Origin of the sequence: Lactiplantibacillus daowaiensis, assembly GCF_005405085.1 — a bacterium.
GTDB lineage: Bacteria > Bacillota > Bacilli > Lactobacillales > Lactobacillaceae > Lactiplantibacillus > Lactiplantibacillus daowaiensis.
Map to the genome: position 1 here is coordinate 46547 of NZ_BJDJ01000002.1, position 24234 is coordinate 70780.

General features: G+C 45.5%; 26 protein-coding genes and 2 other annotated features. Of the genes, 5 read left to right on the forward strand and 21 right to left on the reverse strand.

The genetic code is table 11. The features are described 5' to 3' along the window. Nucleotides 1-69 precede the first annotated feature (69 nt). The 4 genes from FFM75_RS01470 to FFM75_RS01485 form a co-directional block, all read right to left on the reverse strand. On the reverse strand, nt 70-969 hold the full coding sequence (locus FFM75_RS01470) for a DegV family protein (protein WP_137627424.1): 900 nt from the start codon (nt 967-969) through the stop codon (nt 70-72). A gap of 149 nt (nt 970-1118) precedes the next feature. Next, nucleotides 1119-2399: a homoserine dehydrogenase gene (locus FFM75_RS01475; RefSeq protein WP_137627425.1), complete on the reverse strand. Its 1281-nt coding sequence runs from the start codon at nt 2397-2399 to the stop codon at nt 1119-1121. A 23-nt stretch (nt 2400-2422) separates the two neighbouring features. Then, nucleotides 2423-3703, reverse strand: coding sequence for an O-acetylhomoserine aminocarboxypropyltransferase/cysteine synthase family protein (locus FFM75_RS01480; RefSeq protein ID WP_137627426.1), 1281 nt, complete (start codon nt 3701-3703; stop codon nt 2423-2425). A 1-nt stretch (nt 3704) separates the two neighbouring features. Then, entirely contained in the window at nt 3705-4574 is an 870-nt protein-coding gene (locus tag FFM75_RS01485) for a homoserine O-acetyltransferase/O-succinyltransferase family protein (protein ID WP_137627427.1), read from the reverse strand. A gap of 260 nt (nt 4575-4834) precedes the next feature. Further along, nucleotides 4835-5078, reverse strand: a binding site (T-box leader). Nucleotides 5079-5554: 476 nt separating this feature from the next. Between FFM75_RS01485 and trpX the strand changes: the two genes are divergently transcribed. The 4 genes from trpX (at nt 5555) to FFM75_RS01510 (ending at nt 9773) form a co-directional block, all read left to right on the forward strand. Next, nucleotides 5555-6553 carry a tryptophan ABC transporter substrate-binding protein gene (gene trpX / locus FFM75_RS01495; protein ID WP_137627621.1) on the forward strand — a complete coding sequence of 333 codons (999 nt, stop codon included), beginning with the start codon at nt 5555-5557 and terminating at the stop codon, nt 6551-6553. Continuing rightward, nucleotides 6550-7455 carry an ABC transporter permease gene (locus FFM75_RS01500; RefSeq protein WP_137627428.1) on the forward strand — a complete coding sequence of 302 codons (906 nt, stop codon included), beginning with the start codon at nt 6550-6552 and terminating at the stop codon, nt 7453-7455. Before trpX ends, FFM75_RS01500 begins: the two co-directional genes overlap by 4 nt. After that, nucleotides 7442-8221, forward strand: coding sequence for an ABC transporter ATP-binding protein (locus FFM75_RS01505; protein WP_137627429.1), 780 nt, complete (start codon nt 7442-7444; stop codon nt 8219-8221). The genes FFM75_RS01500 and FFM75_RS01505 overlap by 14 nt, the downstream gene beginning before the upstream one ends. A gap of 178 nt (nt 8222-8399) precedes the next feature. After that, nucleotides 8400-9773: an FAD-dependent oxidoreductase gene (locus FFM75_RS01510; protein ID WP_137627430.1), complete on the forward strand. Its 1374-nt coding sequence runs from the start codon at nt 8400-8402 to the stop codon at nt 9771-9773. 268 nt (nt 9774-10041) lie between these two features. Here the strand turns inward: FFM75_RS01510 and FFM75_RS01515 are convergent, their stop codons facing one another. From FFM75_RS01515 to FFM75_RS01525, 3 genes are read right to left on the reverse strand one after another with little or no spacing between them, the layout of a single operon-like run. Further along, nucleotides 10042-10452, reverse strand: a complete 411-nt coding sequence (locus FFM75_RS01515) for a hypothetical protein (RefSeq protein ID WP_137627431.1) — start codon at nt 10450-10452, stop codon at nt 10042-10044. 13 nt (nt 10453-10465) lie between these two features. After that, nucleotides 10466-11323 (reverse strand): NAD(P)-dependent oxidoreductase, encoded by an 858-nt coding sequence (locus FFM75_RS01520; protein ID WP_137627432.1) that lies wholly within the window; start codon nt 11321-11323, stop codon nt 10466-10468. A 1-nt stretch (nt 11324) separates the two neighbouring features. Beyond that, nucleotides 11325-12080: a TerC family protein gene (locus FFM75_RS01525; RefSeq protein ID WP_137627433.1), complete on the reverse strand. Its 756-nt coding sequence runs from the start codon at nt 12078-12080 to the stop codon at nt 11325-11327. Between the two features lie 136 nt (nt 12081-12216). Between FFM75_RS01525 and FFM75_RS01530 the strand changes: the two genes are divergently transcribed. Then, nucleotides 12217-12570, forward strand: coding sequence for a hypothetical protein (locus FFM75_RS01530; protein ID WP_137627434.1), 354 nt, complete (start codon nt 12217-12219; stop codon nt 12568-12570). A 107-nt stretch (nt 12571-12677) separates the two neighbouring features. Here the strand turns inward: FFM75_RS01530 and hisC are convergent, their stop codons facing one another. The 14 genes from hisC to FFM75_RS01600 all read right to left on the reverse strand — a co-directional run bounded on the left by hisC (nt 12678) and on the right by FFM75_RS01600 (nt 24038). Next, the gene (gene hisC, locus FFM75_RS01535) at nt 12678-13754 is read right to left on the reverse strand and encodes a histidinol-phosphate transaminase (protein ID WP_137627435.1); all 1077 of its coding nucleotides are present in this window, start codon (nt 13752-13754) and stop codon (nt 12678-12680) included. A gap of 11 nt (nt 13755-13765) precedes the next feature. Further along, a complete protein-coding gene (gene hisE / locus FFM75_RS01540; protein WP_137627436.1) occupies nt 13766-14086 on the reverse strand; it encodes a phosphoribosyl-ATP diphosphatase in 321 nt (106 codons plus the stop codon). 4 nt (nt 14087-14090) lie between these two features. Continuing rightward, a complete protein-coding gene (gene hisI, locus FFM75_RS01545; protein ID WP_137627437.1) occupies nt 14091-14423 on the reverse strand; it encodes a phosphoribosyl-AMP cyclohydrolase in 333 nt (110 codons plus the stop codon). Continuing rightward, nucleotides 14420-15178 carry an imidazole glycerol phosphate synthase subunit HisF gene (hisF, locus tag FFM75_RS01550; RefSeq protein WP_137627438.1) on the reverse strand — a complete coding sequence of 253 codons (759 nt, stop codon included), beginning with the start codon at nt 15176-15178 and terminating at the stop codon, nt 14420-14422. The genes hisI and hisF overlap by 4 nt, the downstream gene beginning before the upstream one ends. Further along, complete coding sequence (gene hisA / locus FFM75_RS01555; protein WP_137627439.1) at nt 15172-15891, reverse strand: 1-(5-phosphoribosyl)-5-[(5-phosphoribosylamino)methylideneamino]imidazole-4-carboxamide isomerase; 720 nt, start codon at nt 15889-15891, stop codon at nt 15172-15174. Before hisA ends, hisF begins: the two co-directional genes overlap by 7 nt. Further along, nucleotides 15872-16498 carry an imidazole glycerol phosphate synthase subunit HisH gene (gene hisH / locus FFM75_RS01560; protein ID WP_137627440.1) on the reverse strand — a complete coding sequence of 209 codons (627 nt, stop codon included), beginning with the start codon at nt 16496-16498 and terminating at the stop codon, nt 15872-15874. The genes hisA and hisH overlap by 20 nt, the downstream gene beginning before the upstream one ends. After that, nucleotides 16499-17083, reverse strand: coding sequence for an imidazoleglycerol-phosphate dehydratase HisB (gene hisB / locus FFM75_RS01565; protein ID WP_137627441.1), 585 nt, complete (start codon nt 17081-17083; stop codon nt 16499-16501). It abuts the gene before it with no gap. Nucleotides 17084-17096: 13 nt separating this feature from the next. Next, nucleotides 17097-18383 carry a histidinol dehydrogenase gene (hisD, locus tag FFM75_RS01570; RefSeq protein ID WP_137627442.1) on the reverse strand — a complete coding sequence of 429 codons (1287 nt, stop codon included), beginning with the start codon at nt 18381-18383 and terminating at the stop codon, nt 17097-17099. Next, entirely contained in the window at nt 18380-19042 is a 663-nt protein-coding gene (hisG, locus tag FFM75_RS01575; protein ID WP_137627443.1) for an ATP phosphoribosyltransferase, read from the reverse strand. Before hisG ends, hisD begins: the two co-directional genes overlap by 4 nt. Then, a complete protein-coding gene (locus tag FFM75_RS01580; protein ID WP_137627444.1) occupies nt 19035-20186 on the reverse strand; it encodes an ATP phosphoribosyltransferase regulatory subunit in 1152 nt (383 codons plus the stop codon). Before FFM75_RS01580 ends, hisG begins: the two co-directional genes overlap by 8 nt. Before the next feature lie 195 nt (nt 20187-20381). Then, nucleotides 20382-20615, reverse strand: a binding site (T-box leader). Between the two features lie 58 nt (nt 20616-20673). Next, on the reverse strand, nt 20674-21510 hold the full coding sequence (gene hisJ, locus FFM75_RS01585) for a histidinol-phosphatase HisJ (protein ID WP_137627445.1): 837 nt from the start codon (nt 21508-21510) through the stop codon (nt 20674-20676). Nucleotides 21511-21640: 130 nt separating this feature from the next. After that, a complete protein-coding gene (locus FFM75_RS01590; RefSeq protein WP_137627446.1) occupies nt 21641-22531 on the reverse strand; it encodes a polysaccharide deacetylase family protein in 891 nt (296 codons plus the stop codon). After that, a complete protein-coding gene (locus tag FFM75_RS01595) occupies nt 22528-22815 on the reverse strand; it encodes a hypothetical protein (protein ID WP_137627447.1) in 288 nt (95 codons plus the stop codon). Before FFM75_RS01595 ends, FFM75_RS01590 begins: the two co-directional genes overlap by 4 nt. Further along, entirely contained in the window at nt 22815-24038 is a 1224-nt protein-coding gene (locus FFM75_RS01600) for a glycosyltransferase family 2 protein (RefSeq protein ID WP_307722388.1), read from the reverse strand. Before FFM75_RS01600 ends, FFM75_RS01595 begins: the two co-directional genes overlap by 1 nt. Nucleotides 24039-24234: the final 196 nt, after the last annotated feature.

Sequence of the window (24234 nt, forward strand, 5' to 3'; positions counted from 1 at the left end):
TTTTAACAATTGAATCTTAAGTTAGCTAGGGCTGAGAGTCGACTCAGTCCCGCATTTTGCTGATGATTCTTAAGCCTGGGGCCGCTGCATATTCAAACTCGTTAACAATGGCTTCCAATCGTAAGACCAAATCATGCCTAAGGCGTGCTCACCAGTTAGGACGCCCATTAATGGGCCGATTTCACCCGTTTTTACCCGCACGGCTGGGAATTGATAACGTAATTCACTCGCCCAGTTTTCGGCAATCTGATCGTCGTTAGCACTAATGATATCCAAGCGGACGGGTTGTTGGCTCGTGATCACAAACCGATTAAAGGCTTCTTCAACAGCTTGTTGGGCATTTTTTAAGGTTCGGCCCTTACCCCAAACTTGTAACTTACCATGATCATTAAACGTAATCATCGGTTTATTGCGTAAGACCATCGTCCCCGCCAAACTACTATTATTATAGATCCGGCCGTTTTTAACCAAATGTCGCATGCTGTTCACGATAAAGACCGTTTTCGTCGTTGCTCGCAATAGCGTTAATTGCGCCAAAATGTCTGTTAATTCATAGCCAGCTAATGCCATCGCAGCAGCTAGTTTGACCATATTCGCCGTCCCCGCACACGCAGTTCGCGAGTCAAAGACTTCGACTGCTAACCCCTTAACGGAAGGCGCATAAGTTTTTAAGTTATTCACATAGCCGCTGATCCCACTACTTAACCCAATCACGAGCACTTGATCATAGCCAGCTGCTTTTAAGTCATCAAAGACGACTTGCATCTCGGGCATCGAGATTTGCGAAATTGTGGGGATATCCTTTTCAACTTTTAATAACCGGTAAAACTGGTCAGTGGTGATATCGACATTTTCATGATAAACATGATTGCCAAACATAATCGGATCGTTAACCACCGTAATCTTATAATCGGCCGCGGCCCGCGCCGTTAAATTCGCGGAACTATCAGTTACTACCGCAATTTTCATAAATTTCACTCCAATTCAGAGTGTGAGCTAAAGCAATCAGCCATCACTTTAGCGAACACGATTCGAAAGTCCTCATCCCTGACTTTCAGTTAGCCTGCGTCATAAAAAAAGACGCTCACATACAGTATACTGTACGTCAGCGTGCTTTTTCAAATAGCGATGTCGGCGGCAACCACAAGTGGCTTGACGGCCGCTGATTTGGCCCAAGTTACCGTCCCCATAATCGGGACTAGTTGTGCCCCATTGGCACGCAACACTTGGGCTTGGTCAGGTGTCAAAATACCGGTTTGATAGCAGTTGGTTGTTTGACGACGTAACTTAACTTGTTGCGTCAATGCTAATCGTTGCCAAGCGTGTTCTGAATCTGAACTAAATAATAGATAAGCTTGTGACAATTGATTAAAATTGGCAACTGGTAAGCACTGACGTTGGCGGTTAAAGGCTACGCCAGCCGTCTGATGAATAAGATTATGGGCCGCCACGATCACATCATTTAAAACACTGTTTGCCGTCGCCGTACTGCCCGCTCCAGGTCCGGTATATAAACTAGCGCCGATAGCGCGACTCGTAACCGCAACCCCATTTTGAACGCCGCCAACCTGACTCAAGGCTTGTTGACTTGGTACCGCCACTGGGGCAACTCGACAATATAACTGGCCATTGGCTGGTTGCGCCTGCGCCAATAGTTTCACCTGCCAGCCACTTCGGGCAGCTTGCTGACAAATCGTCGGTGTCAACTGGGTAATGCCCGTTGGCTGCAACGTCGGCAAGGTCGGCCCCTGCCCAAAGGCAAAGCGACTTAAAATCATTAATTTATAGGCGGTATCAAGCCCCAAAACATCATTGGTAGGATCAGCCTCGGCATAACCAGCAGTTTGGGCGGCCGCTAAGGCTTGGGCATACGTTTGCCCCGCCGTCATCGCACTCAACATATAATTCGCCGTCCCATTGATAATCCCAGCTAAGGCGGTAACTTGGTCCGTGGCGTAACTATCCGTTAGGGTCCGCAAAATTGGAATGCCACCGGCGACACTGGCCTCATAAAACAAGTCACAATGTTGCCGTTGCGCTACGGCAATCAGCCGATCGCCCGCCGTGGCAATCAAATCTTTATTGGCCGTAATCACTGATTTACCGTGTTTTAGTGCCGTGGCGATGGCCTGTTCGGCAACCTCAAGCGTGCCCATCACTTCAATCACTAATTGAATCTTCGGATCAGTGACAACGGCTTGAATCGAATCAGTCAGCCGGGTGCCGAGTGGTAACGTCACCGCTCGGGGTGCCGCTAAATGATTCACGGCTACGGCAGCTAAGTGTAACCGTAAGCCTTGTGTTTGTTCAATTTGAGTCGCTGCTTGTTGTAAGCGCGACACGACCCCACTGCCTACTGTGCCTAGTCCTAACATGCCTACTTCAATCGTCGTTGTCATTTAACGCACCTTCCTAACCTTATTTAAAGCTTCGCTAATGCCTGATCCAAATCAGCAATTAAATCGTCAACATTCTCCACCCCAACTGAAATCCGAATCAAATCCGGGGTTACCCCAGCTGCTAAAAGTTCTTGTTCATTTAATTGCGCATGCGTCGTAGAAGCCGGATGGATAATCAGTGACTTTGCATCGGCGACATTAGCCAATAATGAGAACAGCTGTAAGTGTTCGATCAAGGCTTTGCCAGCTGCTTCACCACCGGTCAGACCTAATGTAAAAATCGATCCGACCCCATTTGGAAAATACTTCGTGGCTAAGTCGTGATAAGGACTATCTGGCAATTCAGGGTAATTGATCCAAGCGACTTTGGGATGTTGATTTAGAAAATGCACGATTTTGCGCGTATTTTCAACATGCCGTTCGACTCGCAAAGATAAGGATTCTAACCCTTGTAAAAGTAAGAATGAATTAAATGGACTAATCGTAGCCCCCATATCACGCAAAGTTTCGGCTCGAACTTTAGTGGTAAAAGCGGCCCCACCTAGATCAGCAAAGACCAAGCCATTATATTGCGCACTCGGCGTGGTGAATCCTGGATACTTACCACTCGCTTGCCAATCGAAGTGACCACCTTCAACGATGACGCCACCCATTGTCGTCCCATGGCCGCCGATAAACTTAGTCGCCGAATGGACAACGACATCAGCGCCGTGTTCTAAAGGCCGGACCAAATATGGCGTACCAAACGTATTATCTACAATAAACAGAATATGATGCCGATGAGCCACCGCCGCAATCGCTTCAAAATCAACTAAGTTAATCCCAGGGTTACCAATACTTTCGACATATAAGGCTTTGGTCCGATCATTAATTTTAGCTTCAAAGTTTGCTGGGTCATCGGGGTCAACAAAATGCGTCGTAATCCCTAATTTTCTCAAAGTGACACTAAATAAATCAAACGTCCCACCATATAATGTATTAGCCGCAACGATCTCGTCACCTTGATCAGCGATATTTAAAATGGCCGCCGTAATCGCTGCCGACCCAGTAGCTAAGGTCACACCGGCAGTGCCGTGTTCCAACGCCGCGACCCGCTTATCGACCACATCAGTCGTCGGGTTCGTTAACCGGGTATAAATATTCCCCGCATCCGTCAACGCAAATCGACCGGCCGCTTCTTTGGCATCTTTAAATACATAGGACGTCGTTTGATAGATTGGCACTGCCCGCGCACCCGTTTCATCGACAGTTTGTCCGGCGTGCACTTGTAATGTTTCAAAATGATATTGATTGTCTTTTGTCATGTTAATAACCCACTTTCGTTAATGTTAACGTTTGTAACCAATTGGCATAAAGTTGATGGCTAGTTTGATGCCAACTGTCGTTAATTTGTTGTAAATCAGTTGTCGTAAAATAATGTTTTGGTAATTGAATCGGTAATCGTTTCCGTCGATCACGAAAATATTCAGTCGCTAAGGTTTCAGTATCATATTCGGGATGTCCAGTCACATAGACGGCTTTGGCTTGTGGCGCTGCTAGCACCAATGGCCCAATCTCATCATTGGTCGCAACGACGTGTAAATCTTGCGGCAACACGGTTGGTAGGATCAACTGGGTATGACGCGACTGTGGCATCTTTAATAACCCGCCCGCACTCAGTCCACTAACTAACGGTGACTGTAGATCGACATCATCAGCGGTATAAATACCAAAAATCTTTTCTCCAACCGTTCGTTTTTGAATATTGAATTGATAATACAAGCCTGCCTGGGCCGCCCAACATTCAAATAGCGTTTGTGTCACATGCGTTTGCGCCCAATCCACGATGGTGCCAAATTCTTGCCAATAATCCACGTCTTCAAATGCTAACGTTTCGACCGGGGCACCGGTAATAATCAAGCCATCAAAATATTGGTCTTCAACTTGATCTAAACTAACGTAATGATCAGCAACCGTCGCACGTGGTAATCCTTTAAAGACATGGGTCTTAGGATACATGAAGGTCACTTCAACATTGGTCGATAATGCCGCGAAGTTACTTAAAAATTGACGTTCTGTCGTGACTTTGGTGGGCATCAAGTTCAATACGAGCAACCGCATCGAGTGATCACCTTGGGATTGATTGCGCCATTGATGTTCAGCTTTAAGTAGGCCATTTACTGCGGTTACGGTCATATTGATTACTTCCTCTCGTTTTGTTTGTTATTGGTGTGACTTTTTTAGGGTATATTGGATTTGGTTGTTTGATTATTGGGGACGTTGTTATGTGATAAGCCGAAACGTGTTTTTCCGAACTGCCGGTTCCGCTTGCTACGCTAAGCCAATCACTCGCAAATTCACCGAGTCATTGGCTTAGCTAGGCAATGCTCACCGACAACCCGTTCGAAAAAACACTCTAACAAAAAAAGCCTCCGCCATCAGTCTCCCTAAGGAAACCAACGGACGAAAGCTTTCGCGTTACCACCGTGATTCGTTGTCAGTTCGCACCGACAACCTCGACAAGTACCCCGCCTATTGGGGATACTCCGCAATATATCGGTTGCAACCGCACGCGTAGCCTTAATGACCCGCGTCATGACTCCGAGCTCATCTTCACTTTGCGCACCACTGCTTCTTCTCACCAATCGAAGCTCTCTGAAATGTCGTTTGCAAAGCTACTCTTCTCTTCAACGTCTTAATCGTTTTCTAATATGGTATTAATCTAACACCAGTTTTTTTAATTGTCAACTCACGAAAAAGAATTTCCAACAAAAAGCCTATTTTGGTCAATTCTTTTTCAATTTCAGCTTGACATGATTTTTAACTTTGCCTATACTGAATGCATTCAATAACGAAAGCGAGGAACCAAGGATGAAACAGTTAAGTCAATACAACTTGAATAGTTCATGGCAAAGCCGGTAATTCAGATTGTACGTCCAACACGGATACAATCTGGCAAACAGTTTGTATCTGTGCCGGCTTAACTTTGATATCCAAAGGAGTCTGCATGGGTTTTAGACACAGCAGACTACCGGTTCCGTAAAGGGCAAACCAGTCGCATGCTGGTTTGCCCTTTTTTGTTGTCTATCGCGAATAACGATGGCGACGTATCCTAGCTTGAACCGTAAAAAAGGAATTGGCATTTATTATTAGATGAGGTGACGAAATTGAAAAGAATGATTGCATTTATTAGCGCCCTCGTCGTATTTCTCGGTATTGCCTTTGTGATGACTGGCAATCAAAATACGACCAAGACAACCAGCACGAAAAAGATTCCGACCGTGGGTATCTTGCAGCTCCAAACGCATCCAGCATTAGACGCGATTCACCGTGGAATCATCGCTGGCTTAAAAGCTGAAGGCTACACACCGGGGAAAAACATTAAGATCGATTATCAAAATGCCCAAGGTGATCAAAGTAACTTAAAGACGATGAGTCAAAAGTTCATCAATGAAGATGCCGCCGAAACGATTGCGATTGCGACGCCTTCAGCGCAAGCACTAGCAAATGCCGCTGGTAAAAGTACCCCGGTTATTTTAGCCGGGATCACCGATCCAGTTGGGGGCGGCTTAATTAAAAGCAACCAACATCCCGGCGCTAATATCACCGGGACATCTGGGGAATCACCATTAAAGTCACATCTTGATTTATTACGCAAGCTCGTCCCTAAAGCAAAGAAGATTGGGATCATTTACACCACTTCTGATCACGGTGGCGAATATAACGCAAAGAAATTCGCCAAGATTTGCAAGCAAGAAGGCATCGCCTATAAGCTCTATACGATTTCTTCGACTAACGATATGCAACAAGTCGCTGAAACCATGGCCTCACAAGTCGATGCGGTTTATGCCCCACAAGATAACGGCGTGGCTAGTGCCATGAAGACCTTGATTTCAGTCACAAATAAAGCCAAGGTCCCCGTGATTCCAGCGGTCGACACGATGGTCAAAGACGGCGGCTTAGCAACCTTATCCGTTAACCAATATCAACTTGGTAAATTATCCGGTGAAATGGCCGCTAAAGTTCTTAAGGGCAAGTCACCTGCGACCTATCCAATCAAGTTAATCACTAAAGGTGAAATGACGATCAATTTATCAGAAGCTAAAAAACTGGGCATCACCTTCCCAGCTAGTGTCATTAAAGAAGCCAAACAGAAAGGGGAAATCTTCAAATGAGTATGATTGTATCTAGTATTGGCCAAGGGCTCTTGTGGGCTATTTTGGGGATCGCCCTCTTCTTAACATTCCGAATTTTAGATTTCCCAGATATGACCGTTGAAGGGACCTTTCCTTTAGGTGCCGCTACTGCGGTAACGGCCATCGCCAATGGGATGAACCCTTACCTCGAAACTTTATTAGCATTTGTCACTGGTGCGGCGGCCGGCTTAATTACCGGATTGCTCTACACGAAAGGTAAGATTCCTATTTTATTAGCCGGGATCTTAGTGATGACTGCTTGTTTGTCCGTTAACTTACACATTATGGGCAGTGCCAATGTCTCCTTACTAGGCAAACAAACGATTTTTTCGAGTCACTTTTTAACGACCTTACCTAAGTATTTCGATAGCGTCTTCGTCGGCTTAGTCGTGATTCTAATCGTCACGATCCTGTTGATTTTGTTCTTACAAACCAATCTCGGGCAAGCCTTTATCGTCACTGGTGATAATCGCATCATGGCCCGTTCGATCGGGATCAACACGGATAACATGACCATGATGGGCTTGATGGTTTCTAACGGCCTGATTGGGATGGGCGGTGCTTTGATTGCTCAAAACAACGGGTATGCCGATGTCAATATGGGGATTGGGATTATCGTTATTGCCTTAGCTTCTATTATTATTGGTGAAGTCGTCTTTGGTGAATTGACCTTAAACCAACGCTTAGTGGCCGTCACTTTAGGCAGTATCTTATATCGGTTCGTCTTACTTATCGTGTTACAACTCGGTTTCAGTACCAACGATTTGAATTTACTCTCCGCTATCATCTTAGCCGTCTGCTTGATGTTGCCGCAATTGAGTAAAAAGCTCCACTTAAATCAAGTCTTAAAGAAAGGCGTGGCTAAATATGACGAAGACTGAGACACCTCTACTAACGCTAGATAACATTGTCACCAAGGTGAATGTGGGCACACCCAACGAAGTGATGATCTTACGGCACTTAAATTTGTCAATTTACGATGGTGACTTTATTACCGTTCTGGGTTCTAACGGGGCTGGGAAATCAACCTTGTTCAATACGATTAGTGGCGAATTGCCAGTAAACGGTGGGTCGATTCGGCTAAAAGACCAAGACATCACCACGATGACCGTTGAAAAACGGACAGCCTTTTTAGCCCGGGTCTTTCAAGACCCCAAAATGGGCACGGCCCCACGAATGACTGTCGCGGAGAATTTGCTTCTAGCAAGCCAACGTGGCCAACGACGGACCTTGCGCTTACGCCGTTTGAAACAACAGCTCCCGCATTTTAAGGCCTTGACAGCCACGATGAATAACGGCTTAGCTGAACGTCTGAATACGGCCACGGAGAACTTATCCGGGGGGCAACGCCAAGCATTGAGTTTCTTAATGGCCACCGAACAACATCCCGATTTGCTATTGCTTGATGAACACACTGCCGCCCTTGATCCTAAGACGAGTGCCGAACTGATGCACCAAACAAATCAACGGGTCACCCAAGAAAACCTCACTTGTTTAATGATTACCCATCATTTAGATGATGCGCTAAAATATGGTAATCGATTAATCGTTCTCGACCAAGGTCAGATTAAATATGACGTCCGTGGCGCTGAGAAAACTGAACTAACAAAAGAAAAATTATTAAGTTTCTTTGATACGATTGAATAACTGTACCACCACTAAAACTGCCAACGTTAGCGTCCGTTGACAGTTTTTTTGTTTTAATCTAAACTAAAAATGTTGGCATCCCTAAACTTAATGATATAGATTTACTTTTATTTTGCTGCCGTTCGTGTTATTCTTATTTAGAACAATTCTAAACTAAAGTCTTGGAGGCAGATCAATTATGAAAGTTATTGTCGTTGGTTCTTCACATGGTGGTTACGAAACAGTTCGCGGAATTCTGGCCGCTCAACCAGATACAGAGATTCAATGGTATGAACAAGGCGACTTTCTCTCCTTCTTATCTTGCGGGATGCAGTTGTACTTAGAAGGTACCGTTAAGGACGTTAATAGCGTTCGTTATGCCACTCCTGAAGGCATGACAAAAGCCGGTGTGCACGTGTTCGTGCAACAAGCAATTACCAAAGTCGATCCGGCGAAGCATGCGGTTCATGTGGTCGATCAACAAAGCGGTGCCGAACGTGATGAAACTTATGATAAATTAGTGTTAAGTGTTGGGGCCGTACCATTTGAACTCCCCGTCCCTGGCCATGATTTAAAGAATGTTTATGCCATGCGTGGGCGCGATTGGGCCATCAAACTAAAGGCTAAGACCGTTGATCCAGACGTCAAGAACGTGGTTGTGATTGGCTCTGGTTATATCGGCATCGAAGCCGCCGAAGTTTTTGCTAAAGCCGGTAAACATGTCACCATCATCGATATGTTGCCACGCTTATTAAGCTTATATTTAGATGAAGAATTCACAACCGTTTTGACCGACGAGTTGGCAGCGCATGATATTACCGCCGCTGCTGGTCAAGGAGTCAAATCCTTTGATGGCCGTGATGGTAAAGTTGTCAGTGTCACCACAGATCAAGGGACTTATCCCGCTGACCTTGTGGTTTCAGCTGCGGGAATCAAAGCCAATACGGACATGCTTAAAGGTGTCGTTGATTTAGATGACCATGGTTTGATTGAAATCAATCAATACCTCCAAACTAGTCAACCTGACATCTACGCCGTTGGGGATGCAACCTTAGTGCCATTTGCCCCAACCGGTCAAGACAACCGGATTGCGCTAGCCACTAACGCCCGGCGTCAAGGCCGCTTTGCCGCGAAGAACTTACTTGGCGAAGTGGCACCAATGCCAGCCGTATCAGGATCTTCAGCCCTCTCAGTCTTTGACTATCACTTTGCCTCAACTGGGGTTAAAGCTGGGACTAGTGACAAGCTTGGCGTCAAGAGTACCTCAGTCTTAGTGACGGACACGGTGCGGCCAAAGTTTGTCCCTCATGATGCTGGTAACGCCAAGGTTTGGTTCAAACTCACTTTTGACCCAGCTGATGGTCGTATTCTCGGGGCACAAATCATGTCAACCGTTGACGTAACTGCTAATATCAACACGATTTCATTGGCAATTCAAGCCAAATTGACGGTTGCAGACCTAGCTTACACCGACTTCTTCTTCCAACCTGGTTTCGACCGGCCTTGGAATATCATGAACGTCGCTGCTCAAAAAGCTGTTAAAACGTTATCTGACTTGGCTTTAACCCATTAAAAAATAAATTTCAAGCTATTTACTACTGATCTACAGCTAAAATAGACAGTCAACATAAATAACCGCCTACCCAAATAAAAATTGGATAGGCGGTTATTTCGCTCATATTATTTAAATAATAAGTTCGGTTAAATGCTACCATTTCGCAAGCTGATCAGCAAACGTGCACATGATGCAGAATTGCTACAGTCAAGCGCATCACCCAACTCAAAACTAAGACTAGAAGACAATATTCGAATATCTAGTTTCAAGCACTTTATTTTATTAATTACGATACCGATTTAGGCGTCAAAAATAACAAGATAATCCCCAATGGAAGTGCGCTAACAATTATAAGACTACGAACGACCCACGTACCCATCAAACGAGCCAAATTCGCTAAATCTTGTGACTGAAAAGGCTGATTACCGTTTGCAGATTGATTAGCCAACTGAATATCTTGTTCTAATCGAGCCGTTTTAATATCATGATATCGTTTCACCCACTTAACGACTCGCCACGTTGGACGCAATGATAGGACAAACGGATAGCAAATAAAAAACGAGATAGTTAACCAGCCAATCAATAAGTAATAACTAAAAAGTTGTGACACATTAATTGTAATTAACCAAATACCAACTAAATATCCAGGTAAGCCCCATATATAATCGGTCAACACGTTATTCAGTTTTCCCCGCATCGCTGTACAACTCCTAATAAATATTAATCAACCCTTGTGTCCCCTGATCACCCAGGCCTTTGACATCGACCATCACTTCATAGAGTCGCTTAGCTTGGGCGGTGGCAACTAAATCTAAGCCCATCGCATCGGCTTCAGTTAACGCAATTCGTAAGTCTTTTAAGAAATGCCGGGCAAAAAATCCCGGCGTATAATCGTCCTTTAAGATCCGCGGTACATAGTTATCCATGCTCCAATTATCGGCACCACCACTAGATAACGTCGCTAATACTTTTTGCGGGTCAAGCCCCGCCGCCTTGGTATAAAGTAGCATTTCAGTTAAACCCGTCATGGTACCAGCAATCATGATTTGATTTGCCATCTTGGCATGTTGCCCGGTACCTGCCGCGCCAAAATGATTGACCACATGACCGATTACTTTAAATAATGGCAATACAGCTTGATAGGTCGTGTCAGCACCACCAACCATAATCGTCAAAGTCGCATTTTTGGCGCCAATATCGCCACCGGAAACGGGCGCATCAAGTGCATGGAAGCCATGCTGATTAGCATAAGCTGCAATTTTCACGGCTAACTTAGGTTGACTCGTCGTCATATCAACGACGGTCTTCCCTACTTTTAAGCCACTAAAAATGCCATCGTCACCAAAGTAAACTTGATCGACATCTTTTGGAAAGCCAACCATCGTGAACACGACATCACTATTAGCGGCGACGGCCGCTGGCGTGTCGGCCCAAGTTGCGCCGGCCGCAACTAACGCATCAGTCTTTTGTTTCGTCCGATTATAGACGGTCAATTGATGTCCCGCTGCCATTAAGTTAGTCGCAATTGCAGCACCCATCACACCAGTACCCACAAATCCAAGTTGCATCTTAATCACCTTTCTTTGTCGCGCGTCGACTACGGCGCACAAAATGAATCCCTAACGTTATGACAAATGCCCCCAAGACGATCATCCCAAAAATGCTAGCTGGAATATCCCAGTCAATTGCAGGAATCGAGATGAACAGCTTAATTGCAATCACAACGATTAACACATAGGCCATTGTTTCCAGTTCTGGAATCTTACGCATGAGCCGCATGATTACTTCAGCAATGCCCCGCATACAAGCAATCCCTAACATGCCACCAATCAAGACAATCACTGGATTACTAGAAATTGCCAATGACGCTAGCACGGAATCAATCGAAAAAATAATATCCATCATTTCAATTTGAAGCACCACTGACCAAAAATGACTCAACCCGAACCAGCGGTGTTGTTTAACTGGCTTCGTCGTCGTTTTCTCTTGATGTTGCGTAAAAAAGCGATAGACCAAGTACAATAAGTACGCCGCACCTAGAACTTTAATTTCCCAAAAACTAATTAAATACGTCCCAATCCCAATAATTAAGAAGCGGAATATATAAGCCCCCCAGAGGCCGTAAAACAAAGACTTTTCCCGTTCCTGCAGATTATCCAAACTTTGCGTTTGCGCGGCCAAGACCACAGCATTATCAACTGATAGCAAACATTCAATTAACGCTAATGAAAGAATAACTAACCAATCATTCCCCGAGGTAATCACCTGACTCCAATTGGCACCGCTAAAAAACGGGCCGTATAGCTGTTCGATGAACTGTATCACTGAAAAACCTCTTTCTGAAATTGTTTGGGTTCTTCTTTAGTATACCCGTTTTAATTACTTTTTTAATCATCACAATTCAGTTTAATTTAATTTTAGACTTGAGACGCGTACGATAATGATGGGGGTGAGCTTCATTATGGAACTAGGAACATTATCTGAATGGGTCGCGGCCACTGCGGAAACTTTAGCAGTCATTGTCGCTTTATTCTTACCATATTATACGCAGCGCCAAGCACGAAAGGCCCGGGCAAAACGCTTCGAAAAAATCGTCAGTCAAGGCATCAGTCGGTTAGCTGAAGGTGACTTGGCCGACTTAGACGACTTTAAATCATTTGTTAAGATTTCATCGTTACTTGAAATCGATGATGATTTACTCGCACTGTTACAAATTGGTCAAACGGCCGTCAACGTGATTGGTTCAGCAACTACCTTGACCCAAACCCAACAACATGATTTAGCCGAGTTACAACAACAATTACGCTTGGTCTAATCACACAAGGATTCTATCTGACGACAATCAAACTTGAAACAAATGAGGTCACCGCAAAAAATACGGTGGCCTCATTTTTCTTATGATTCAGCTAGTTCAGCAACTTATTATTGCAAGTCTTGATACGCCAAAATCAACGACCGAATGGCTTGATTATCCACCGCCGTACCAATCGTTAGTCGCAACCAATTTGGTCGCAATCCGGTGCGAAGACTGTACCCATGTTGTAACAAATAAGTCGCCAATTGATCTGCTTGCGGATAAGTAAAGAAGATAAAGTTGGCGGCACTTTGATCATATTGAATGCCTTGCTCATCAAAAAATGCTTGCCAGAGGGCCCGTTCCGTAGCATTTTTTGCCACAGTATCCGCAACAAAGGCCTGATCTTTGATCGCGGCTAAGGCGGCAATTTGCGTTAAGCTGTTCAAATTATACGGTAGCCGGACTGCTTGCAACGTCGGTGCTAAAGCTGGCGGTACCACCGCATAACCGACCCGAAAGTTCGCCAACCCATACGCTTTAGAAAAGGTGCGCATGACAATGACATTTGGATAAGCAGCTGGTAACTGCATCGCGGTCAACGCGGTGGCCTGGGGGGCAAAATCCAGATAAGCTTCATCGATCAACACCATTGTGGTTGCCGGGATTGCTTGAACAAACGCCGTTATATCGGCTAAGCTTTCAACCGTCCCCGTGGGATTATTCGGATTACATAGCCACACCATTTTTACCTGCGGCGTTACCGCTGCTTGCATCGCCGGCCAATCAATTTGACCGTTAGTTTTAGTCGGAACTGAAACGAGTTGACCGCCTTCGATTTCAGCGTGTAACCCATATTCACCAAATGTTGGTGTCGCCACTAAGACTTGATCATTGGGACTTAAAAAGGTCCGCGATAACATCACGATCATTTCATCTAAGCCGACACTAAAGACCAGCTGGTCAGGATCGACGTGTTGTTGGGTCGCCACTGCTTGGCGTAGTTCAGCTGCTTCAGCATCGGGATAACGATTACTTTGCGTAAAGTCCCAATTTTTCACAGCTGCCGCGACTTTCGGCGATGTCCCATATGGGTTCTCATTGGCAGACAGACGCACCAGTTGGTCAAGTCCCAGTTCAGCTTTTAACGTCGTCAATGGTTTTTCGGGGACGTATGGTTGTAAATGTTGAATGCTTGCCTTCATTTAAAAGCCCCCTATAAATTCTTAATCTCTGGTCGATCCTTAAAATCACTCATCTTGCCTTCACGCTTAGCTAGTTCAGCCTTGATTTGGTCAAAACTAACCCCTCGTTCAACCAGCAACACTAACACGTGATAAAACAAGTCCGCCGTTTCATAGACCAGTTCATCATCACCTGGATTCTTGGCAGCGACGATCACTTCAGTCGATTCTTCACCGACCTTCTTTAGAATCTTATCTAAGCCTTCAGTAAAGAGGTAGTCCGTATACGAGCCCTGCTTAGGATTCTTTTGGCGTGCAGCGATCATTTGATATAAGTCTTCCATATTTTGCATTGTTTTAATCTTCTTTCTTTGTCATGACGGTTTTAAAGAAACAACTTTGATGGCCAGTGTGACAGGCCGGGCCATGCGGATTCACCGCAATTAACAACGTATCGTTATCACAGTCAAGTTGAATTTCGACTACATCTTGTAAATTGCCACTGGTGGCGCCTTTATGCCACAGTTCTTGGCGCGAACGTGACCAAAACCAGGTTTGCCCAGTAGCTAAGGTCCGCCGATAACTTTCCGCGTTCATCCAAGCGACCATTAAAACGGCCTGCGTCGTGGCATCGGTCACCACGGTCGTCACTAAGCCATGGCCTTTTTCAAAATCTGGTTCAACACTCATCTGACAACCACTCCTTTAGCTGCTAGGGCTTGCTTAACTTGACCAATCGTTAACTCTCCATAATGAAAGACCGAGGCCGCCAGCGCCCCATCGACAGGTGCCTGCTCAAAGACGGTCACAAAATCTTGTAAGTTACCCGCACCACCCGAAGCAATAATTGGCACGGCGACCACTTCACCTAACGCTTGATACAGCTTTAAATCAAACCCTGCTTTAGTCCCATCGCGGTCCATACTAGTGACTAATAATTCACCAGCACCTAGGGCGACCACTTGTTGCGCCCAGGCAATCGCATCCAGATCCGTGGCTTGTTTGCCACCATGCGTATAGACCCGATACATCTGGGCCTGCTCATCCCAAGCCGCATCAATGGCAACAACGATACATTGGTTACCGAATTTTTCAGCACCAGCTTGAATCAAAGCTGGTTGCGCCACGGCCGCTGAATTAATGGCGACTTTGTCAGCGCCAGCTTTTAAAAGGCGCTGCATATCGGCCACACTGCTAATGCCACCACCAATCGTTAATGGCATAAAGACTTGCGCAGAAACTTGTTCGACTAACGCGGCCATCGTTTTACGATGTTCATTAGTTGCGGCAATATCTAAGAAAACCAATTCATCGGCGCCTTGCTGCTGATAAGCGGCGGCGATCTCAACCGGGTCTCCCACGTCCGTTAAGTTCACAAAGTTAACGCCTTTTTTGACACGCCCATCTGCCACATCTAAACATGGAATTAATCGTTTTGCTAACATGCATCCACCTCCGCTAAATCTGCTAATGTCAAGGTCCCAGCATATAAGGCTTTGCCAACGATGGCGTCTTGGATTCCAAGCGCTTGCAATGTCTGCAAGTCAGCCACATTCCGAATGCCACCACTGGCAATCAAGTTGGCCGCTGGCACTTGCGCTTGTAATTGCGTCAGCAACGCCACATTAGGCCCTTGCAAGGTACCATCACGGGCCACGTCAGTGACGATGAAGTGCTTGGCGCCACTAGCTATCATCGTTTGAATCAGCGTACTCATCTTTGTTTGTGATTGGGATAGCCAACCATCGATCGCGACTTGACCATTTTGACCATCGACGCCAATAACGATCCGATCACCGCCAAACTCGGTCAGTAAGCGCCGCACTAATGCCGGATTGGTTAATGCTGCTGAGCCAATAATCAACCGATCGATGCCTAGTTTTAAGTACCGCGCGGCTAACTCATAACTCCGAATCCCACCACCGAGTTCTAGTGTTCCCGTAAAGGCCTGCCGCACAGCCGCGATCGTCGCGGTATTTTCAGGCTGGCCGGACTTAGCACCATCGAGATCGACTAAATGTAACTGGTTGAGACCAGCCGCATTGATTTGTTGCGCCTGGGCCACTGGATCAGCGTTGATTAACGTCGCTTGTTGAAAATCACCTTGGTATAACCGGACACTTTGACCGGCTTTTAAATCAATTGCGGGAAAAATCATGTGCACTCACCATTTCCTTAAACGTCGCTAATTGTTGCAACCCAACTTGACCACTTTTTTCCGGATGAAACTGCATACCAACGACATTTTGTCGTTGCACGACACTGGGGACACGGACACCGTGTTGGACAGTCGCCACGATTTCTTCAGCCGGACAAATCGCATAATAAGAATGAACAAAATAAGTGTAGTTTTGATCAAGCGCTTTAAAAGGACTCGCGGGCTGTTGCACGACATTTTGATTCCAACCCATTTGTGGGACTTTCACGCCTAAGTCAGCTGGTAACGCCGTAACCCGGCCTTGCAATAAGCCCAAGCCATCATGATTGCCATATTCATTACTACTTTCAAATAATAATTGCATGCCTAAGCAAATCCCGAGCATCGGCTTACCGGCTTGTGCCAATCGTTGTAGCACGGGCACGAGTTGCCGGTCATTTAAAGCCGTCATCGCGGCCGCAAACGCCCCAACGCCTGGTAAAATCACGGCATCGGCCGCCGCTAATTCAACCGGATCAGCGGTTAACTGTGTTGGCACCTGCAAATAATCAAAGGCTTTTTTTAAATTGCGGGTATTCCCAGTATCATAATCTACGATTGCAAACATTTAAATCACACCCTTTGTCGAATTGACCCCCTGAATATCAGGATTAATCGTGACTGCGGCGCGCATCGCTCGGCCAAAAGCTTTGAATAAACTTTCAACTTTGTGATGGGTATTACGGCCATACAAGATACGCGCGTGTAAGTTCATCTCAGCCGCAAACGCCACCGCCTGGAAAAAGTCTTCGACCGTTTCTGTATCCAGCCCGCCTAAGCGTGGATTAGTTAACTCCGCATCAAAGACTAAATATGACCGACCACTCAAATCAACACTGACTTGCCCCAGCGTCTCATCCATCGGCACAAATTCAGTGCCATACCGTTCAATGCCCACCTTATCGCCTAAAGCTTGTTTAAAGCATTCCCCTAAGACGATGCCGGTATCTTCAGTCGTGTGGTGTGGATCAACGGCTAAGTCACCATGGGCTTTGACGACGAGCCCAAAGCGCCCGTGCTTGGCAAATAAATTCAACATGTGATTCAAAAAGCCAATCCCGGTGTCGATTTCAATTCCACTTTGTTCATCTAGATTTAAACTCACTTCAATTTGGGTTTCTTTGGTAACGCGTTTAATGGTTGCTTGTCGCATACTGATGACCTCCTTAGTCGTAATACGTGTCAAATCGCGCTTCAATCGCTCGGGCATGACCTTCTAGCCCTTCGACCCGCGCTAAAGTCGTAATCGCTTGGGCTTCTTTCGCTAACGCGGGCTTCGTATATTGAATAAATGAGGTCCGTTTGACGAAGTCATACACCCCTAGTGGTGAACTAAAGCGGGCGGTCCCACTAGTTGGCAAGATATGATTAGGCCCCGCCACATAATCGCCAAGTGGCTCTGACGCATACCGGCCTAGGAAAACCGAGCCAGCATTTTTAATCAAGTTTAAGTATTGGGTAGGATTTTGTAACTGAATCTCTAAGTGTTCAGGCGCCACGGTATTCATGAGGTCAAACATATCGGCGACTTGATCGACAACAGCGATGAACCCTTTGTTCATCACCGAAGCCGTCGCAATTTCCGTGCGTGGTAACACCTTCAGTTGCGACGTAACGTTATCACTCACCGCTTGAGCCAACTTAGGACTATCTGTAATTAGAATCGGTCGCGCTAATTTATCATGCTCCGCTTGGCTCAACAAATCAGCCGCCAACTCACGCGGATTGGCACTGTCATCAGCGATGATGCCAATCTCAGATGGCCCGGCAACCATATCAATGGCAACTTGACCAAAGACTTGCTTTTTCGCCGTCGCCACAAAAACATTCCCGGGACCAATGATTTTATCCACTTGGGGAATCGAATCAGTCCCGTAGGCCAGGGCCGCAATCGCTTGGGCGCCACCAACTTGATAAATCGCATCGACCCCGGCAATTTTCGCCGCGGCTAAGACCGCTGGATTAATGCCATCGGCTTGCGGCGGGGTCACCATAATCACTTCATTAACCCCAGCAATCTTAGCGGGCAAGGCACTCATCAAAATCGTTGACGGATACGCAGCCGTGCCACCTGGTACATAGAGGCCGACCCGGTTGAGTGGCAGTAGCTTTTGTCCACGTAAGACGCCAGGTTGTTCAGCATCGATGAACCCGGTCGCCTTTTCCTTTTCGTGGAAACTGGTAATATTGCGCTTGGCTAACAACAAGGCATCTTTAATAGCTGGGTCCAAGTTAGCGTATGCCGTATCGATTGTGGCTTGGTCGAGCTTGAACTGGTCAATCGTCACCTGATCAAATTGCTGTTCATATTGCCGTAGTGCGGTGTCCCCGTTTTGAATCACGTTGGCAATAATGGCTTGTACACTGGCAACCACGTTAGCATCCGTTAATTGTTGCGTCTTAGTTTGAACTAACTGCTTTAAGCTTGCTAAATCTTCATTAATAATTTTCATGATGGCATAACTTCCTTTTTCGCATTGGCATTGACGACGGCACTTAAGCGATCGACCAACTGATAAATCGACGTCGCTTGTTGTTTTAACGCCAGCCGATTCACAACTAACCGGGTTGAAACCGGCTGTAAATAATCATAAATTTGTAATTGATTTTCTCGAATAGTCGTTCCAGTTTCCGTAATATCAACGATGGCATCCGCCAATCCCGTTAACGGGGCCAACTCAACTGAACCTTCGATCTTGATAATTTCAACATCTTGGCCTAACCGGTCAAAATAGCGTTTGGTAATCAATGGGTATTTTGTCCCGATAATTTTCCGGCGCGGGGCCCGTGGATCAAAATCCTGAGTAGAGGCCAGCACAAACTGGCATTCACCAACACCTAAATCCAACAATTCATATTGTGTGCTTTGATGTTCGACTAAAATGTCACTACCGACGATGCCAATATCAGCGGCGCCACGTTCTAAAAAGGTGGTCACGTCTGGCCCTTTGGCTAAGATGAACTCATACGGCTGGGACTTAGAATCAAAAATCAAGCGGCGCTGCTTATGCCGTAATTGCTGACAATCAATGCCAGCTTGTTCAAGTAATGGGATCACTTGCTGTTCAACGCGCCCTTTGGTTAGGGCAATTTTCAATCGTGTTTTAGGCATTGGCTGTCCCCTCCGTTAAATCAATCAAAGTTGCGCCTAACTGCTGGGCTTCAATCATGGCGCCCGCCCGATCATCAGCTAGACTCAATCGCGCTTGCGGTTGTGCAGCCAAGACTGCTTCAGCCTGTGACCATTGATCGGGATTAAAGTAAATCACTGCCGTCGGCGTCGCTGAACTAGGCTGCAGGGCAAGCTCGGTCAACAAATCCACATCAAGCCCCATACCAACGGCTGGTTCACTTTTAGCTTGGAAGTTAGCCAACAACTGATCATAGCGACCACCGCTGAATAAGTAGCCCGCACCGGCTTGTGAAAAGCCGCGAAAGGTGAGTCCAGTGTAATACTTCTGCGGTGCCTGACTGCTTAAGTCGATGGAGACCGCTTGGGCCGGCATCGTCGTTTGCATCCAGGCGACAACTGTTTTTAGTTGGCTCAGACATGGCGTCACACTTGCTGGTAACGGGGCTTGAGCCAATTGCTGGAAAACTTGGGCTGGTTGACCAAATAAACGCGGCCACCGCTGCAAAAATGGATAAAGTGCTTGGTCTTGATACGCGGCAATCAAAGCGGTATATTGTGGCACCTGCTTATTGAATAGCGCGGTTTTAATCGCGGCTTGTTGCTGCGGGTCATTGGTTAAAGTTGCCACAACTTGTTGGGCAAATTGGGCATCGCCCAATTCAATTTCAACATCATCATCGATTAATTCAGCGCTCAATTGATTGGCAATCGCCAAACACTCTAATTCAGCTTTCAACGATGCATAACCGATCAGCTCAACCCCGGCTTGCGTGATCTGATTATAGGATCCGGACAACCGCCGGCTAACGCGAAAAATATCACCGACATAGCCAAATTTTTGTGGTAACGGTACTTTGGTCGCACTCAGAAAACGGGCAATCGGTAACGTCATATCCGGCCGTAAAACCAGGGTCTGTCCTTCCGGGTCAAGCAACCGATACAACTGATAGTTACCCATTTGATAGGGTGCAAAAACCGCTTGATTCTCTAGCAATGGCGTTGCAATCGGGGCTAAGCCACGTTGCTTGAAATGGGCTTGGATCACCGCGATGAGTTGTTGTTTAGTCGCGGCCCATTGACCAAATTCATCGCGGGTACCGAGTGGTAATAGATTACTTAACATGTGCAAGACCCCCTTGTTTAGTTGCGCTAATCTTTTTTGGTTGAAACGTGTTCAGTTGGGCAGCGGCCTCCGCTTAGCTACGCTAGGGAATTATCCCGGAAAACCCACCGGCATATTCCCCTAGCTAGGCTAATGCTCAGCAGCTACCGCCCGCCTTCACACTCTTAATAAAAAAACGCCCTTCTAGCATTATGCTAAAAGGACGTTCACACGTGGTTCCACCTTATTTCGTTACCAGCTCACACTGGTAACCTCATGTTGACTGATCGTCAACTTGGATAACGAAACCATTCGGCCAAGGCTAATTTACCTGGTTCACCTTGGCAGTTCATAGATGTGGGTTCGTTAATAATATCTGCTCGGTTCTCAGCTACCCGAACTCTCTGGATGAGGAAGTTATTAACTACTTTTTCTAATCACAACCATTTATTAAAATTTGATTAGGCATTTAATTTAAAATTCATTCTAGTAACTTAATCAGCATTTGTCAACCCAAAATTAATTTTTTTATGAGATGCTGGCCGCGACCGACGCTTAAAATATCATGGGCATCAGAACCATAAACTAGCGGAATATCTAGCTTTTGCGCCCGTTTTAGGATTTGATTACCAGGATAAAAATCGTTACAAAATGGTTTGAACAAACCGGCTAAATTTAAATCCAATTCCCGTTGTTGGGTTTTAATCAAAGCTAATATTTGATCAACTAACCTTAAATTTTCATCAGCAAACGGGGTGGTCAATGCAAAGTAATCTTGATATTTTCTAACGAGACTCATATGTCCAATCCGTTGCGGAGCATACGGTCCTAAGTCGGCCTGCACCGAAGCTAAGACCGTTTGATAGTAAATCTTGAACAGGGCTTGTGGCTGTGATAACCATGGTTGAAAGGCTACCCCAAAGTTTTCTGGTGACAAGTCGATCGCCCAGTTTTTATGATTGATTCCCGGCATAAAGTGGACTGATAAAATACTTTCCTGTGTTTTAGGGCCATACGTATTCAAGAAGTCCCGCGTCCACGCTTCAAACCCTGGCAAATAATCGACTTCAAAACCAATCGAGATGTCAATTTGGTCACGATATTGTTGTTGTAACTGTTGGCCCAACGCTAAGTATTGTGGTACTTGTGCCATCGTTAGCGATGCGGTCGTAATCCCAGTCGGGTCACCAGCGTAAGTTGCCGCATACGTTGGTGGCAATGGCGCATGTTCGGTGATGCAGTATTTTTGTAGCCCTAATTGAATCGCTCGCTGGACCATTTTTTCAGTTGATTCGCCACTACCATGCGGACATAGTTCGGTGTGGGTATGACCATCCATTAACATTTTCTCAGCCCCTTTTAATAATTGACCACTATTCAACCACATTTATCTCAAAATAGCAATTTAACCGAAATCAAAAAATAGCCGCTCTCACGTCAAAAATTTTGACGTGATGGCGACTATTCAATACTATTTATTTCACGACCCACTTTTCAATACTAGGCCAACTATTACTATTCACGATCATCCGTGGCAAATTAGTCATTGCCGTTTGATCCGTCACAATCCCAACATCCAGCGTTGCAATTCCTTGCGTCAAATGTTGCTTACTTAAAAAGTGATTGATCCGTTCTGGGCCACTCCCATATGGATAAGCAAACATCTGCGCATTAACACCCATATGAGCTTTTAACTCCCGTTTGCTAGTCGCAAAATCTTTAGTAAAGTGATGATATTCATTCGGCTGATCAAAGATCGGGGTAAACTTCTTGGTCAAGTAATGCATATCATGCGTATGCAATCCCAAGGTCATTAACGACCCCGCCGATTTTTTGGCTGCCTTGATTTGCGACCAAGTCGCTAATTGCGTACCTTCACGATAACGGCCCGTATTCCCCGTAATAATGAACGTCGTAAATGGCATGTGATACTTTTTCATAATTGGCAACGCATTATCAATCGTCGTCCGGTCAATATCATCAAACGTTAAGACCACATATTTGCCTTTTATTGGTTGGCCACTGGCCTTCATCTTGGCCATTTGCGCACTCGAGATCACTTTGACATGGTGCCGATGTAAATAAGCCATTTGTTTGGCGAACTGATCGGCCGGCACATCAAAATCATGTAACTGCGAGTTACTTGATAATACTTTCGACAACTGAACGCCAGCCGTATTTTTCAAAATCCGATGGTAGCAAAAAATGATAATGCCATTCTTGACTTGCTTATCTTGCGGCCGCAACGCGTAGTTTTCATTGCCACCCTTGTTGAACTGGAAATTCTGCTTCACTGTAAAGCCCATCCCGACAACAACTAAAATGGCGGCACACCAAATTAATAATTTTCGTTTCTGCCGATTCATGCTTGTTTCCCCCGTAATTTACGTAACCGCCATGCCGAATAGGCCCAAATCAATAATGAGACGACTACGATCGTCCCAACAACAATGCCGTATAACTTATAATCCAAGTTCATCAATAAGTAAAAGCTAACTAGCGTATCACTATAAACATGAAAGATGAAACCGAGATTAACCACGATTACAAAGGCCACGAATAACCATAGCGCCGCTAAAATCAGCACCCGCCCTAAGGTCCGACGATGACTCGTCTGCTTGCGGATAATAAACTTTTCACTAGAACGCATTACTTCAACCCCCGATCCGGACTAGTCCAAGTCCCAATCCGGTCTGGATCAAGCACAAATGAAATAATCGCGGCAATACAACTGACTAAGTTAATCATCCAGTAATACAAAATATAGACCGGAATCAGCAATAAATCGCGCCATTGCAAATAAGCGGCCGCTTGCGACGCTTTAAACCCGATCCCAAATTGGGTAAAACTAATCACTAACAAAATCAACAAAATATCGCCATCTAATTGAATCGAATGAACCATAATTAAATTTAAGACCCATGAGATCAAACTTAATGACGTACAAATCGCCCAAATATTACTGATGACCGTCTCATATAATAAGGCCCGTTTACTCCAGCGACCATGCGCTAAAACATCACGATTCCCCACTAAGACTTCAAGGCCGCCACGTGACCAGCGTTGACGTTGCTTGATGAGATTACGGACACTTTCCGGCACTAAAATCCAACAAATCGCCCGTGGTTCATAACGGACTTGCCAACCATGCCGATACATGCGCCAAGTGATATCAATATCTTCAGTCATCACCGCGGGATTCCAGCCACCAACATCTTCAAGTGCGGTTCGTCGAAACCCGACGATCACACCGGAAACAGTCGTAATCCGGCCAGTCAAAAAGGCTTGGGCCTTTTTGATGATATCAATGACCCCAATGTATTCCAGTAGTTGTAAACGCCCTAAAATCGTAGTCCGATTACGAACCACTGGTTTACCAGCCACGGCCCCAATCTTTGGATCACTATTCAACGTTTTGACAAGTTCTGACAAGGATTGATAATCCAAAATTGAATCTGAATCAATCCCTAAAATATAATCACCATTCGCCACTTTTAAGCCTTGATTCATCGCATTGGCTTTCCCTTGATTCACTGGAATCGGGACGACCTTGATCAAAAAGCGCTTGGCATACGTTGCTTGCAACGCGTACATCATTTGTAGCGTGCGGTCACTACTCTTATCATCGATTAGAATAATTTCAAAATTATGATAGTGTAAGGCCGCGATTGAAGCGACTGCCCCTTTTAAGGTATCTTCTTCATTGTGCGCTGGTACTAGAATGGACACTAACGGTGCTGTTGCCGGTGTTAATTCTGGTCGTGGTTGGGTTCGTTGGAATTTGCCAAAATACAAACAGCCAATAATCCAAAGCGCCGCCACCAGGATTGGATACCCAATCACAAAGTCATTCATTAAATTAATAACCCACATATTTTTTTAAAAGCTCCTTTAAATCGTTCCCCGTCAATAAGCATATTATTTTAACATACCACGGCCATAATATTAATCCCATCACATAATCGACGCATTTTGTTTCATAATCGTTGATCGCCCCCGCCGACTAGACCAATGTTTATGAAATCCTTTATTTTCTATGAAAAAAAGGTTAATTACCATCATTCAGTCA